The organism is Aquabacterium sp. G14, assembly GCF_037482285.1.
Lineage (GTDB): Bacteria > Pseudomonadota > Gammaproteobacteria > Burkholderiales > Burkholderiaceae_C > Aquabacterium.
The window spans coordinates 19,221-33,402 of sequence record NZ_JBBEYB010000009.1; the positions used below are offsets into that span (position 1 = coordinate 19,221).

General features: G+C 65.0%; 10 protein-coding genes. 3 read left to right on the forward strand and 7 right to left on the reverse strand.

Annotated elements, in window-relative coordinates; all coding sequences use genetic code 11:
• Positions 1 to 9 precede the first annotated feature (9 nt).
• The 3 genes from WIT60_RS11035 to WIT60_RS11045 all read right to left on the reverse strand — a co-directional run bounded on the left by WIT60_RS11035 (position 10) and on the right by WIT60_RS11045 (position 2,844).
• Positions 10 to 876 (reverse strand): 23S rRNA (adenine(2030)-N(6))-methyltransferase RlmJ, encoded by an 867-nt coding sequence (locus tag WIT60_RS11035; protein WP_339583977.1) that lies wholly within the window; start codon positions 874 to 876, stop codon positions 10 to 12.
• Between the two features lie 83 nt (positions 877 to 959).
• A complete protein-coding gene (locus WIT60_RS11040) occupies positions 960 to 1,904 on the reverse strand; it encodes an alpha/beta fold hydrolase (RefSeq protein WP_339583978.1) in 945 nt (314 codons plus the stop codon).
• A 7-nt stretch (positions 1,905 to 1,911) separates the two neighbouring features.
• Positions 1,912 to 2,844, reverse strand: coding sequence for an alpha/beta hydrolase (locus tag WIT60_RS11045; RefSeq protein ID WP_339583979.1), 933 nt, complete (start codon positions 2,842 to 2,844; stop codon positions 1,912 to 1,914).
• A 94-nt stretch (positions 2,845 to 2,938) separates the two neighbouring features.
• On the opposite strand from WIT60_RS11045, the gene WIT60_RS11050 reads away from it, so the two are divergent.
• The 3 genes from WIT60_RS11050 to dnaE are packed head-to-tail and all read left to right on the forward strand — an operon-like array spanning position 2,939 to position 8,464.
• Positions 2,939 to 3,610: a TetR/AcrR family transcriptional regulator gene (locus WIT60_RS11050; protein ID WP_339583980.1), complete on the forward strand. Its 672-nt coding sequence runs from the start codon at positions 2,939 to 2,941 to the stop codon at positions 3,608 to 3,610.
• A gap of 48 nt (positions 3,611 to 3,658) precedes the next feature.
• Positions 3,659 to 4,912, forward strand: a complete 1,254-nt coding sequence (locus WIT60_RS11055) for a mechanosensitive ion channel family protein (protein WP_339583981.1) — start codon at positions 3,659 to 3,661, stop codon at positions 4,910 to 4,912.
• Between the two features lie 18 nt (positions 4,913 to 4,930).
• Entirely contained in the window at positions 4,931 to 8,464 is a 3,534-nt protein-coding gene (gene dnaE / locus WIT60_RS11060; protein ID WP_339583982.1) for a DNA polymerase III subunit alpha, read from the forward strand.
• A 91-nt stretch (positions 8,465 to 8,555) separates the two neighbouring features.
• Here dnaE and WIT60_RS11065 read toward each other — a convergent pair whose 3' ends face one another.
• The 4 genes from WIT60_RS11065 to WIT60_RS11080 all read right to left on the reverse strand — a co-directional run bounded on the left by WIT60_RS11065 (position 8,556) and on the right by WIT60_RS11080 (position 14,066).
• A complete protein-coding gene (locus WIT60_RS11065) occupies positions 8,556 to 10,340 on the reverse strand; it encodes an acyl-CoA dehydrogenase (RefSeq protein ID WP_339583983.1) in 1,785 nt (594 codons plus the stop codon).
• Between the two features lie 27 nt (positions 10,341 to 10,367).
• Entirely contained in the window at positions 10,368 to 12,044 is a 1,677-nt protein-coding gene (locus WIT60_RS11070) for a cation acetate symporter (RefSeq protein WP_445207688.1), read from the reverse strand.
• A complete protein-coding gene (locus tag WIT60_RS11075) occupies positions 12,041 to 12,349 on the reverse strand; it encodes a DUF485 domain-containing protein (RefSeq protein WP_339583984.1) in 309 nt (102 codons plus the stop codon). The genes WIT60_RS11070 and WIT60_RS11075 overlap by 4 nt, the downstream gene beginning before the upstream one ends.
• Before the next feature lie 73 nt (positions 12,350 to 12,422).
• Positions 12,423 to 14,066, reverse strand: coding sequence for an acyl-CoA synthetase (locus tag WIT60_RS11080; RefSeq protein WP_339583985.1), 1,644 nt, complete (start codon positions 14,064 to 14,066; stop codon positions 12,423 to 12,425).
• Between the last annotated feature and the right edge of the window lie 116 nt (positions 14,067 to 14,182).

The following is a 14,182-nucleotide window of genomic DNA, read 5'->3' on the forward strand; positions in this document are numbered from 1 at the left end:
CCAACCCGCTCAACTCTGCTGGGCTTCGAGCGTGTAGGCCGCGTGGTCATCCTGGCCGATGGTTTCGACCAGCCAGGGCAACGCCTCGGCCAGCTTGTCGTACAGGGTGTAGGGCGGGTTGATGATGAACATGCCGCTGCCGAACAGGCCGACGCCATCGCGCTCGGCGCCCTTGACGCGCAGCGTGGCGTGCAGCCAGTCAACCTTCGGTAGCTCAGAGGCCAGGCGCTTGAGTTGGGCCGGGAACTGGATGGCTTCACGGCGCGCCACTTCGGGGTACCAGATGGCGTAGGTGCCCGAGGTGAACTTGGGGATCGCGTCCTTCAAGGTCTGCAGGACGCGGCGGTAGTCGTCCTTGATTTCGTAGGGCGGATCGATGTGCACCAGGCCACGACGTGGCGGCGGTGGCAGGCAGCCCTTCAGACTGGCGAAACCATCGGCGCATTGGATGCTGACGCCGCGCTTGACGCCGGCGAAGTGGTTTTCCAGCAGCTTGATCTCGGTGGGGTGGAGCTCGAACAGGCGCAGGTGGTCACCTTCGCGCAGCATCTGCGCGGCCAGCTGAGGCGAGCCGGGGTACCACTTGAGCTCGTCGCCATCGTTGAGCGCGGCGACCTGTTTGAGCAGGCCGCGCACGGCTTCAGGGATGGACTTGTCGCGGCGCAGCGGCCACAGCGTGGCGATGCCGGTGGCGGATTCGCCGCTCTTGGTGGCGTAGCCGCTGGTGAGGTCGTAAATGCCCCCGCCCGCGTGGGTGTCGACCACCCAGAAGGGTTTGTCTTTGTGCAGCAGGTGCTCAAGCACCTGCACCAGCACCATGTGCTTGAGCACATCGGCGTGGTTGCCCGCGTGGAATCCGTGTCGATAACTGAACATGGCCCAAGCGTAGCGGTTTTATGGCCGCTTGCCTCATCGACCCCACCACATTTTTGGCAATCGAGGGGCCATTCGCTCCGGATTCAAGAGCCCAGGAAGGCGCGTACCGCCTGCAGGGTGGCTTCCGGGTCTTCTTCTTGAGGCAGGTGGCCCAGTTGGGGGAAGGTCACCAGGCGGCAGCGCGGGATGTCTTCGCAAAAGCGTGCGCCCAGATCGGGCGAGATCATCTCGTCACGCTCGCCCCACAGCACCAGGGTGGGCTGGGTGATGCGGCGGATGAGGGGCGCGCTTTCGCCGAAGGTGGCCTGGTCCATGCGCTGGAACAGGGCGCGGCGGTTGCCGACGCGCAGGTTCAGCTCGAAATACCGGTCGATCCGCTCGGGGGTGACCCGCTCCGGTTCACCGAACACGCTGCGCAGGCTGGCAGCCATCAAGGGGCGGGGCAGGATGCGTTCGGACACCCAGCGCAGGCCGCGCATGCTGGCAATCTGAAAGCCCAGGGGCATGGAGAGCACGGCGGGTTGGTAGCCATCGGCGTCGATCAGGATCAGCTTTTGAACGCGCTCGGGTGCCAGCAGGGCGGTCTGCCAGGCGATTTCGCCGCCCAGGGCATTGCCGGCGAGCACCACGCGTTTGACTTCCAGGGTGTCGAGCAGGCGAAGGATGAAGCGGGTGTAGACCTCGATGCGGTAGTCGCCCTGGGGGCTGGGGCCGGTCAGGCCGAATCCGGGCAGGTCGACGCTGATCACCCGTCGCTCGCCTTGCAGGGTACCTTGCCAGCCTTCGAAGCTGTGCAGGCTGGACGACATGCCGTGCAGCAGCACGATGGGGGTGGGGTCGTTGCGGGGGCCGGTGTCACGGATGTGCACCTGCATGCCGTCGAGTTCGATGAAGCGCGAGGGCTCGGGGGCCCAGCGGGCGACGAGTTCGCCCAGTTGCCGGTCGGGCTCCCAACTCCAGGCCACGGCGCCTGCCAACACCAAGGCCAGCACGATGGCCGACCACCACAAACGTTTCAACCAGTTCATGTGCGCATCATGCCTGCTGGGCGGACGAGGTCGTGGCACTGCGGGTGATGCGGGCGATGAAGTCACCGCAGTGGTGCAGGGTCTGGCGGGCCTCCGGCAGCATCAGCATGGTGGGCCACACGTGCGGCATCTTGGCTTTGAGGTGCAGTTCGCTGCGCACGCCTTGTGCCTGGGCGCGCTCGTGCAGGCGGGTCGAGTCGGCCAGCAGGATTTCGTGTTCGCTGGCGTGGATCATCAGCGGCGGCAGGCCGTGCAGGTCGGCAAACAGCGGCGAGGCCAGGGGCGTGGTGCTGGGCTGACCGGCCAGGTAGAGCGCCGCGGCCTCGGGCAGAGACTCGGGGTTGAACATCACGTCCACATCGGCCTTGGTGCGCATGGTCTCGCCCGAGCAGGACAGGTCGGTCCAGGGGGAGAAGAGCACGGCCCCGGCGGGCAGGGGCAGGCCCTGTTCGCGCGCGGCGAGCATGCAGGCCAGAGCCAGGCCGCCGCCAGCCGAGTCCCCGGCGAACACGACTTCCGAGGGCTGGAAGCCCTGGTCGAGCAACTCTTTCCACCAGGCAACGGCGTCGTTCACAGCGGCTGGGAAGACATGTTCGGGCGCCATGCGGTAGTCCACCGACAGCACGCGGGCCTGGGCGGTACGGGCCAGGTAGGCGCAGGTGGGGCGGTGCGTGTCCAGTCCGCAGAAGAAGTAGCCGCCACCATGGAAGTAGAGCACCGTGCGTTGCGGGTGGGCCACGCTGAGCCACTCGGCCGAACACAGGCCCGCGCCCGTGCGCCCTGCCAGCGGCGTGTGCGCGATGTCTTTGGGGGGCGGCGGGTAGCGCTTGGCCATCTTGTTGACCATGTGCCGCGCCTTGTGCACGTTCAGCGGCCCCCGCCCGGCGCGCTTGAACTGGTAACGCAGGACGAGGTTGGTGAGGACAGCTTGGATGCTCATGCGCGCACGACCCGTGAGTGGAGGGTTTACGTTGTGACAATTAATGTTGTCAAACTATAAGCTGACAATAGGGTCTGTGAATATAGGTCTTCCCATGGACGTCAGTCTTTCCGATACCCCCCCCTTGAACAAGCGTCGCTATGGCGGCGTGTTGCCCGAAGAGCGCCAGCGTCTGCGGCGCGCCAAGCTGATCGAAGGGGCGATCGAGGTGTTTGGCACCAAGGGCTTTCATGGCGCCACGGTGCGCGAGGTGTGCGTGGCCGCCCACCTGACCGAGCGTTACTTTTACGAGTCGTTCAAGACGCTGCCGGAGTTGTTTCTGGCGGCCTACAGCGAGTTGCGTGAGCAGTTGATGGCGCTGACGCTGGCCGCGATGGAACAGTTGCCGCGTTCGTCCGATCCGCTGGCTTTGTTGGCCCCGGCGATGCGGGTGTTCCTGGTCTTCATCCGCGATGACCCGCGGCGTGGCCGCATCATGCTGGTGGACTCTCTGGCGGTGAGCGACGAGGTGGCTGCGATGAGCGGGGCCACGGCGCGCGACTATTCCGCCTTGCTCAAGCATCATCTGACCCGTCTGCTGCCCCCCGAGCAACTGGAGGGCATCAGTCTGCCCTTGTTGGCCGACGGCATGATCGGTTTGAATGTGTTGCTGGCAGCGCGCTGGATGCAGCACGGGTTTGTCGAGCCGATCGACAAGGTGGTGCGGACCAATTTGCTGCCCTACCAAGGGTTAATGTATTTGGCCAAATGCAAAAAAGATGAATAACAGCTAAGGTCGGGCCTGGGCGACGTCGCCCGAGAGGAATCCTGACCCATGCAAGAACATTTACCTGACTGGATGGCTTGGCTGGAGCGCCATCCGGTGTCGTACACCGTGCTGGCGCTGGCGGCCTTGCTTGCCCTGGCGTGGCTGGCCGATTGGTTGACCAAGCACATCCTGTTGCGCAGCGTGGATCGGGTGTTGAGGTCCACGACGCTGGCCCATGACCCCGAGGTGAGGGCGCTGCGGGTGATCTCGCGCTTGGCCCATGTGGTGCCGGCTCTGGTGCTGACCTGGGGCATCCAGACCGTGCCCGAGTTGCCGGAGGCGGTGGTGACGGTGGTCCAGAATGTGTGCGGGGCTTTCATCGTGCTGACGGTGGCGCTGGCACTGGCCGGCTTGCTGGACCTGATCAACACCGTGTGGCAACGCCGGCCCGATGCGGCGCAGCGTCCCATCAAGGGCTATGTGCAGGTCGTCAAGATCGTCATCTATGCGCTGGCGGTGATCCTGATGATCGCCACGCTGATCGACCGCTCGCCGTTGATCTTGCTGTCTGGTCTGGGAGCGATGGCGGCGGTGCTGATGCTGATCTTCCAGGACACGTTGCTGTCGTTGGTGGCGAGCGTGCAGTTGAGCTCAAACGACATGGTGCGGGTGGGTGACTGGATCCAGATGCCGCAAATTGGCGTGGACGGTGGCGTGGTCGACATTGCCCTGCACACGGTGAAGGTGCAGAACTGGGACAAGACCATCACCAACATCCCCACCAAGCGGCTGATTTCGGACTCGTTCCGCAACTGGCGGGGCATGACGGAGTCGGGCGGGCGGCGCATCAAGCGCAGCGTTTACCTGGACCAACAGAGCATCCGCTTTTTGACCGACGCCGAAGCCCAGGCGCTGAGCCGCTTCGATGTGCTCAAGGACTATCTGGCCGCCAAGGAGGCGGAGTTGGCCGAATGGAACGCCCGCGCGCCGGGCACTGACCGGGATGTGGTGAACCGCCGCCGCGTGACCAACATCGGCATCTTCCGGATGTACGTGGAGCGCTACCTGCGCCGTCAGCCCGGCATCCACCAGGGCATGACGCTGATGGTGCGCCAGCTGGACCCCACCTCGGACGGCCTGCCGATGGAGGTGTACTGCTTTACCAACACGACGGAGTGGGTGGCCTACGAGGGCATCCAGTCGGACATCTTCGATCACCTGCTGGCCATCCTGCCGGAGTTTGGCTTGCGGGTGTTCCAGCATCCGTCGGGCGCGGACATGAGGGCCTGGTCCATGGGGCCGGCGCAGACCAGGGCCTAGGGTTCTTACAATGCCCGGATGCCTTTCGTTCACCTGCGCTCCCACTCCGAATATTCCGTTGTCGACGGCACCGTCCGCATCGACGACCTGGTCAAGGCCGCGGCCAAGGATGGTCAACCCGCCGTCGCCGTCACGGACCTGAGCAACCTGTTCGGGGCGCTCAAGCTGTACAAGAGCGCGCAGAAGAAGGGCGTGCAGCCCATCATCGGTGCCGATGTGTGGCTGGAGCCCGAAGAGCCAGGCAAGGCGCCCACGCGGTTGCTGCTGCTGGTTCAGAACCGCCAGGGCTACCTGCGCCTGTCGGAGCTGCTGGGTGAGGCCTGGACAGCGCCGGGCCAGCGCAGCCATGCCTGGGTGTACTGGGCCTCGCTGTGCGAGCGCAATGAGGGGCTGATCTGCCTGTCCGGTGCGGAAATGGGGCTGGTGGGGCAGGCGTTGTCCCACGGGGACGTGCCCAAGGCCGAGGCCCAGGCGCGCAAGCTGGCGGCCGCTTTCCCGAACCGTTTCTACATTGAGCTGCAGCGCAGCGGGCACGCCACGAACGAGCCCTATATCCGGGCGGCGGTGCCTTTGGCCGCCCGCCTGGGGCTGCCCGTGGTGGCCACCCATCCGATCCAGTTCCAGGAGCCCGACGATTTCGAGGCGCACGAGGCACGCACCTGCATCGCCGAGGGCGAGACGCTGGGCAATCCCAAGCGCATCAAGCGCTTCACGCGCGAGCAGCATTTCAAGACCACCGCCGAGATGGAGGCGCTGTTTGCCGACATCCCCTCGGCGATTGCCAACACGGTGGCGATTGCGCGCCGCTGTGCGCTGACCCTGGTGCTGGGCAAGCCGCAGCTGCCCAACTTCCCGACGCCGATCATGCCCAACGGCGAGCCGCAGCCGATGGAAGACTACTTCCGTGAGCTGTCGCACGAAGGCCTGGAAGAGCGCCTGCTGCACCTGTTCCCCGATGAGGCCGAGCGCAACGCGCAGCGCCCGACCTATGTGGAGCGCCTGGACTTCGAGATCAACACGATTTTGAAGATGGGCTTCCCGGGCTACTTCCTGATCGTGCAGGACTTCATCAACTGGGCCAAGAACAACGGCTGCCCGGTGGGGCCGGGCCGGGGGTCGGGCGCCGGCTCGCTGGTGGCCTATGCGCTCAAGATCACCGACCTGGACCCGCTCAAGTACAACTTGCTGTTCGAGCGCTTCTTGAACCCTGAGCGGGTCTCGATGCCCGACTTCGACATCGACTTCTGCCAGGGCAACCGCGACCGCGTCATCGACTACGTGAAGGACCGCTACGGGCGCGACGCCGTCTCGCAGATCGCCACCTTCGGTACGATGGCCGCCAAGGCTGCGCTGCGCGACGTGGGCCGCGTGCTGGGCATGGGCTATGGCCATGTGGACAGCATTGCCAAGCTGATTCCGGCGCCTCCGGGCAAGACCGTGACCTTGGCGCGTGTGCCCGAGAACCCCGATGGCGGCGTGATCTACGCCCGCAAGGAGGCGCCCGAGCTGGAAGAGCGCGAGAAGGCCGAAGAAGAGGTGGCCGCCTTGCTGGAGCTGGCCATGCGCGTGGAGGGCATGGTGCGCAACATCGGCATGCACGCCGGGGGCGTGCTGATCGCGCCGGGCAAGATCACCGACTTCTGCCCGCTGTACATGCAGCCGGGCAGCGATTCGGCCGTGAGCCAGTACGACAAGGACGATGTGGAAGCCATCGGCCTCGTGAAGTTCGACTTTCTGGGCCTGGCCACGCTGACCATTCTGGAGCTGGCCAAGGACTACATCGTCGCGCGGCACCCGGATCAGAAGGGCTTCGACTTCGCCAAGATCCCGCTGGATGACGCCAAGTCCTACCGGCTGCTGTCCGAAGGCAAGACCGTGGCCGTGTTCCAGCTGGAATCGCGCGGGATGCAGGGCATGCTGCGTGACGCCAAGCCCAGCGTCTTCGAGGACATCATTGCCCTGGTGGCGCTGTACCGTCCGGGCCCCATGGACCTGATTCCCTCCTTCTGCGCCCGCAAGCACGGCAAGGAAGAGGTGACCTACCCACACCCGCTGATGGAGACGGTGCTCAAGGAAACCTACGGGATCATGGTGTACCAGGAGCAGGTGATGCAGGTGGCCCAGATCGTGGGGGGCTACTCGCTCGGCGGCGCCGACCTGCTGCGCCGCGCGATGGGCAAGAAGAAGGTCGAGGAGATGCAGCACCACCGCGGCATCTTCGCGGAGGGGGCGGCCAAGAACGGCATCAGCACCGAGTTGGCCAACGAGATCTTCGACTTGATGGAGAAGTTTGCGGGCTACGGCTTCAACAAGTCGCACGCGGCCGCGTATGCCCTGCTGGCGTATCACACCGCCTGGCTCAAGGCGCACTACCCGGCTGAATTCTTCTCAGCCAACATGAGCGTCGCCAGCGACGACACCGACAAGCTCAAGATCTTCCACGACGATGCCACGCAGAACTTCGGCATCACCTTCACGCCGCCCGATGTGAACCAGGGCGCGTGGCGCTTCGTCCCGATCGACGACAAGACGATCTGTTACGCGCTGGGCGCAGTCAAGGGCACGGGGCAGGGGGCGATCGAGGCCATCGTGCGCGAGCGCGAGGCCAATGGCCCGTTCAAGAGCTTCTTCGATTTCTGTTCGCGCGTGGACCGCAAGCTGGTCAACAAGCGCGTGGTCGAAGCCTTGATCAAGGCCGGGGCTTTCGATTCGCTGGAGCCACATCGCGCCGGCCTGCTGGCGTCCACATCGCTGGCCTTCGAGTACGCCGACACGCTGGCGGCCAACGCCGACCAAGGCGGCCTGTTCGACTTTGGGGACAGCCATGCCGCGTCCACCAACGAGCCCGATCTGGTGCCCACCGAGCCGTGGACGCTGAAAGAGCGGCTGGGGCTGGAGAAGACCGCGATCGGCTTCTACCTGTCCGGCCACCTGTTCGATGAGGCTGAATCCGAGGTGCGTCGCTTCGCGCGCCAACGCATCGGCGATCTGAAAGACAGCCGTGAGCCCCAGGTGGTGGCCGGCATCATCAGCGAGCTGCGCGTCATCAATGGCACGCGCGGCCGGGTGGGCCTGTTCAAGCTCGACGACAAGAGCGAGACCATCGAGGCTGTGGCCAACCAGGACACGCTGGACGCCAACAAGGACCTGCTCAAGGACGACGAGCTGGTCATCATCACCGGCAAGGTACAGACCGATCGGTTCTCGGGTGGTCTGCGCTTGAATGTGCAGTCGGTGATGAGCCTGGCGGCGGCGCGTTGTCGGTTTGCGCGCTTCGTGCGCTTGACCGCGCGTGACGCCAAGCTGCCGGTGGACGAGTTGTTGCGCGAGTTCCCGGCACGGCGCATCGAGGCGCCTCAGCCGGATCTGCCCGACACCTACCAGGGCCTGAACCTGCGCGTGGTGGTGGAGCGCCGCACGCCCGAGATCTCGGCCCGCGGTGAGCTGGACCTAGGCGATCAGGCCCGCGTGTATCCCAGTGACGCCGCCTTGCAGCGTTTGAAAGAGCTGATGCCCGACGCCCAGGCCACCGTGGTCTACGGCGAAGGCTGATCGGGCAAGAAAAAAGGCGTGCCCCGTGGGGGACACGCCGTCAAAAGATGGGCCGGCACGCCCATCGTCGCATACCCGCTGGTGGGCGGATTCAGAACTGGTCGTCTTGCAGGGCCAGGGTGCTGATGGCGCCGTTGATCACGCGGTCACGCCAGCCATTGGCCTCGACCAGCACGTGGTACTGGTAGTGGCGCGCGGTGATGACCTTGGCGCTCAGGAAGGCATCGTCCTGACCGTTGTCGCTCAGCTGGCGCTGGGCGGCTTCGGCCGCGCGGTTCATCAGCCAGGCACCCAGCACCGTGCCGCACAGCTTCAGGTAGGGCACGGCACCCGCCGCGGTGGCGGCTGGGCTCTGGTTGGCGCGGGTCAGGATCCACTCGGTGGCTTGTGACAGCGCTTCCAGGCCGCGTTGCAGGCTTTGTCCCAGGGCTTGCAGCACGGGGTCCCCGCTGCCCACCTGGCGTTGCGCCTCGGCCGACACCGTGTGCAGCAGCGCCTTCATCGTCACGCCCTCGTCGCGCACCAGCTTGCGGCCGATCAGGTCGTTGGCCTGGATGCCGGTGGTGCCTTCGTAGATGGTGGTGATGCGGGCATCGCGCACATACTGCGCTGCGCCGGTCTCTTCGATGAAGCCCATGCCGCCGTGGATTTGCACGCCGTCAGCGGTGATGCCTTGGGCTTGTTCGGTGCAGCAGCCCTTGACGATGGGGATCAGCAGATCGACCAGAGCCTGGCTCTTGGCACGTGTGGCTTCGTCCGGATGGCTGTGGGCGCGGTCCATCTGTGCAGCGGCAAAGTAGGCCAGGGCACGCATGGACTCGGTGCGGGCCTTCATGTCCATCAGCATGCGGCGCACATCGGGGTGGCCGATGATGCCGCGGCTGCCTTCGGTCAGGGTGCGACCTTGCACGCGCTCGATGGCGTAGGCGCGGGCGCGCTGGTAAGCGCGCTCGGAAATCGCCACGCCTTCCAGACCCACGTTCAGGCGGGCGTAGTTCATCATCGTGAACATGTAGCCCAAACCCTTGTGGGGTTCTCCGACCAGATACCCGATGGCGCCAGGTCCGTCGCCAAAAGACATCACGGCCGTGGGGCTCGCATGAATACCCATCTTGTGCTCGATGGACGCACACACCAAATCGTTGCGCTCCCCCAATGAGCCATCGTCGTTGACGAGGAACTTGGGGCACACGAACAGCGAGATGCCCTTCACGCCTGCAGGCGCGTCGGGCAGGCGGGCCAGCACCAGATGGACGATGTTCTCGGCCATGTCGTGCTCACCCCAGGTGATGAAGATCTTGGTGCCGCTGATGCGGTAGTGATCTCCCTCCGGCACGGCGCGGGTGCGGATGGCCGACAAATCCGACCCGGCTTGTGGCTCGGTCAGGTTCATCGTGCCGGTCCACTGACCCGACACCATCTTGGGCACGAAACGCTGCTGCAGTTCGGGGCTACCGTGGTGCACCAGGGCTTCGATGGCACCCAGGGTCAGCATCTGACACAGCGAGAACGCCATGTTCGACGACTTCCACATCTCCAGCACGGCGGTCGAGACCAGCGTGGGCAGGCCCTGGCCACCGAACTCGGGCGAGGCGGGCATGCCGTTCCAGCCGGTTTCGCAGAAGGCCGCGTAGGCCTCCTTGAAACCGTCGGCCGCGGTCACGACCCCATTGTCCCAGCGGGCACCTTGTTGGTCACCCGGCCAGTTCAGCGGATCGAGCACGCCGGTGGCGAAGCGCGAGGCCTCTTCCAGCACCGCCTCGACCAGGTCGGGCGTGGTTTCTTCGAAACCGGGCTGGGCGCAGATGCCCTCCAGCCCAGCCACCTCCTTCATCGTGAACAACATGTCACGGACGGGGGCGTTGTAAGTCGACATGGCAAACGTCTTTCTTCAAACAATCGATCAGTGGGCGCTGGCAGCTGCGGCGCCGATGCCGGTCTGGGCACGCACGTTCTGGTCACGGAAGCCCGAGACGTCGACGGCGGCACGCGCGCTCTTATCCGTCACCGAGAACAGCCAGGTGAAGAAGAAGGCCAGTGGCATGGAGAACAGCGCAGGTTGCTCGTACGGGAAGACAGGCTTGTCAAAGCCCAGCACGACGACCCACACGGCCTTGGACAGCACGACGAAGGTCACGGCCGACACCAGACCGACGATGCCGCCGATCAGGGCGCCACGGGTGGTCAGACCCTTCCAGTAGATGGACAGCACCAGCACAGGGAAGTTGGCCGAAGCGGCGATGCCGAAGGTCAGGCCGACCAGGAAGGCCACGTTCTGCTTCTCGAACATGATGCCCAGGACCACCGCGACCACGCCGAGCACGATGGAGGCGATCTTGGAGACGCGCATTTCTTCGGCTTCCGACGCATGGCCCTTCTTGATCACGCGGGCATAGATGTCATGGGCGATCGACGAGGCACCGGCCAGCGCCAGGCCCGAGACCACGGCCAGGATGGTGGCGAATGCCACGGCAGACAGGAAGCCCAGGAACAGGTTGCCGCCGACGGCCTTGGCCAAGTGCATCACGGGCATGTTGTTGCCACCGATCAGCTTGCCGCCCACTTCACCGTTCTCGAAGAACTGGGGGTCTTGACCCACGATCACGATTGCAGCCAGGCCCAGCAGGCACACCACGATGAAGAACAGACCGATGAAACCACTGGCCACGAAGACCGACTTGCGGGCTTCCTTGGCGTTGGGCACGGTGAAGAAGCGCATCATGATGTGCGGCAGGGCGGCGGTACCAAACACCAGGCCCAGCGACAGCGACACGGCGGTCACCGGATCAGCCAGCAAAGTACCGGGGTGCATGATGGCGGCGCCATCCTTGTGGGCGTCCACCGCGCGGGCAGCCAGCGTCTCGATGCTGAAGCCGAAGTGGCTCATGGCCAGACCCAGCATCAGCATGCCGCCAGACAGCAGCAGCACGGCCTTGATGATCTGCACCCAGGTGGTGGCGATCATGCCGCCGAAGGTCACGTACACGACCATCAGCACGCCGACCACGACCACGGCGATCGGGTAGTCCAGACCGAACAGCAGCTTGATCAGCTGGCCGGCGCCAACCATCTGCACGATCAGGTAGAAGCACACCACCGTCAGCGAGCCGAAGGCTGCGAAGGTGCGGATCGAGCCCTGATGCAGGCGATACGAGGCGATGTCCGCGAACGTGAAGCGGCCCAGGTTGCGCATGCGCTCGGCCAGCAGGAACAGGATCACGGGCCAGCCGATGAAGAAGCTGATGGTGTAGACGAAGCCGTCGAAGCCGCGCAGGAACACCATCGAGCTCAGACCCAGCAGGGTCGCAGCCGACATGTAGTCACCGGCAATGGCCAGGCCATTCTGGAAGCCGGTGATGCCACCGCCAGCGGTATAGAAGTCAGAGGTAGAGCTCGTGCGCTTGGCTGCCCAGTAGGTGATGCCCAGCGTGAAGACCACGAACACCAGGAACATGGCAATGGCCGTCATGTTGACGGGCTGCTTGGCCACCTGGCCCACATCGCCGGGGCCGGCGAGGGCCACGCCCGCGCACAGCAGCATCAGCGCGCTCAGCGCGCCGGTTTTCATCAAAGGTTTCATTTGGCGCGCTCCGCGATGGCGTGGGTCAGTTGGTCGAATTCGGTATTGGCCTTGCGCACATACCAGCCGGTCAGCAGCCAGGAGCCGATGATCAGGGCAGCGCCGATGGGTGCACCGATGGTCAGGGTGCCACCTTCAAAAATCGTGGGGCTCAGCGCATGAGGCGCAAACGCCACCACGGCCATGAAGGCGTAGTACGCCACCAGGGTGGTCACCGACAGCAACATGGCCAGGCGGCCGCGGCGTTGCACCAGTTGCTGGTAGGCCGGGTCGGCCTCCACGCGACGGTAGATCTCATTCGACATGGGTCTTCCTTGTGGGAGAGATGGAGGGAGGGTGCCGGTGGGCACCCGGGTGTAAGCAAGGCGCGTGGGGCCTTTACTCGATGGCGCTGGCCGACTTCACCTGTTGGCGCAGCACGAACTTCTGGATCTTTCCGGTGGAGGTCTTGGGCAGCTCGCCAAAGACCACGCGCTTGGGCACCTTGAAGCGCGCCAGATGCTGACGGCAGAACTCGATCAGCTCCTCCTGGGTCAGCTGGTGACCGGGCTTGAGCTCGACGAAGGCGCAGGGCACTTCGCCCCACTTCGGATCGGGCTCGGCCACCACGGCGGCCGACATCACGGCGGGGTGGTGGAACAGGGCGTCTTCCACCTCGACCGACGAGATGTTCTCGCCGCCGGAGATGATCACGTCCTTGCTGCGGTCCTTGATCTTGATGTAGCCGCTGGCATCGCGCACGGCCAGGTCGCCGGTGTGGAACCAGCCGCCCGCGAACGCTTCTGCCGTGGCCTTCTCGTTCTTGAGGTAACCCTTCATCACCACGTTGCCGCGGAAGCAGATCTCGCCGATGGTCACGCCATCGCAAGGCACTGGCTCTCCCGTCATCGTGTCGAGCACGGTCACGTCTTCCTGCAGCGCGTAGGGCACACCCTGGCGGCCGTTCAGTCGGGCACGGTCTTCGATGGGCAAGGCATCCCACTCGGCGTGCTTGGCGCAGATGGCGGCGGGGCCGTACACCTCGGTCAAGCCGTAGACGTGGGTCAGGTTGATGCCGGCGGCTTCGCAGCCTTCGATCACGGCGACCGGGGGCGCTGCGCCGGCGATCAGGCCATTGACCGTGTGGTTCAGGCCCTCACGCAGCTTGGTCGGGGCACTGATCAACAGGTTGTAGACGATGGGGGCGCCGCACATGTGGGTGATGTGGTGCGCCTTGATCAGCGAGAAGATCACGGCCGGGTCGATGCGACGCAGGCACACGCTGGTGCCGGCGATCAGGGCCATGGTCCAGGGGAAGCACCAGCCATTGCAGTGGAACATCGGCAGCGTCCACAGATAGGTGGTGTGCTGCGGCAGGTTCCACGAGATCACGTTGCTGGCCGAGTTCAGGTAGGCGCCGCGGTGGTGGGTGACCACGCCCTTGGGGTTGCCGGTCGTGCCCGAGGTGTAGTTCAGCGAGATCGCATCCCACTCGTCGCCCGGCAGGTACCAGGGGTGCTCCGGGTTGCCTTCGGCCAGCAGGGCTTCGTAGGTGATCGAGCCCAGGTTGTCTCCCGGAGGCGCGGTCTCGTCTTCCACGTCCACCACCAGGATGTCGTTGCGGCCCAGCATGTCCAGGGCGGCGCGCATCACGCGGGCAAATTCGCGGTCGGTCAACAGGGCCTTGGCTTCACCGTGCTCCAGTTGAAAGGCGACGGCTTCGGCGTCCAGTCGCGTGTTGAGCGTGTTCAGCACCGCGCCGGTCATAGGGATGCCGAAGTGGGCTTCCAGCATGGCGGGTACGTTGGGCAGCATCACGGCCACGGTGTCACCACGGCCAATGCCGCGGGCTTGCAGGGCGCTGGCCAGACGGCGGCATCGTGCAGCGGTCTCGCCCCAGGTCTGACGACGCTCGCCGTAGATGATGGCCAGGCGGTCGGGATAGATGGCCGCGGTGCGCTTGAGGAAGCTCAGTGGCGAAAGGCTGACATGGTTCGCGGCATTTTTGTCCAAACCTGTTTCATAAGGGTTTATACTGATCATCACGGTCTCCATTGATTCGCTGTCGCGCTGACTCAAAGCGGCTCCGAAATACGGACGCCGACAGTCCTGTCCGAGGACGTCGGGGCGGATGATCGGGGAGGACTTTTTCACCACCT

What these genes read in the sequence shown, in the direction of transcription:
- WIT60_RS11035 (WP_339583977.1), bottom strand. Translation starts at nt 876, where the DNA reads ATGTTCAGTTATCGACACGGATTCCACGCGGGCAACCACGCCGATGTG.
- WIT60_RS11040 (WP_339583978.1), bottom strand. Translation starts at nt 1,904, where the DNA reads ATGAACTGGTTGAAACGTTTGTGGTGGTCGGCCATCGTGCTGGCCTTG.
- WIT60_RS11045 (WP_339583979.1), bottom strand. Translation starts at nt 2,844, where the DNA reads ATGAGCATCCAAGCTGTCCTCACCAACCTCGTCCTGCGTTACCAGTTC.
- WIT60_RS11050 (WP_339583980.1), top strand. Translation starts at nt 2,939, where the DNA reads ATGGACGTCAGTCTTTCCGATACCCCCCCCTTGAACAAGCGTCGCTAT.
- WIT60_RS11055 (WP_339583981.1), top strand. Translation starts at nt 3,659, where the DNA reads ATGCAAGAACATTTACCTGACTGGATGGCTTGGCTGGAGCGCCATCCG.
- dnaE (WP_339583982.1), top strand. Translation starts at nt 4,931, where the DNA reads ATGCCTTTCGTTCACCTGCGCTCCCACTCCGAATATTCCGTTGTCGAC.
- WIT60_RS11065 (WP_339583983.1), bottom strand. Translation starts at nt 10,340, where the DNA reads ATGTCGACTTACAACGCCCCCGTCCGTGACATGTTGTTCACGATGAAG.
- WIT60_RS11070 (WP_445207688.1), bottom strand. Translation starts at nt 12,044, where the DNA reads ATGAAACCTTTGATGAAAACCGGCGCGCTGAGCGCGCTGATGCTGCTG.
- WIT60_RS11075 (WP_339583984.1), bottom strand. Translation starts at nt 12,349, where the DNA reads ATGTCGAATGAGATCTACCGTCGCGTGGAGGCCGACCCGGCCTACCAG.
- WIT60_RS11080 (WP_339583985.1), bottom strand. Translation starts at nt 14,066, where the DNA reads ATGATCAGTATAAACCCTTATGAAACAGGTTTGGACAAAAATGCCGCG.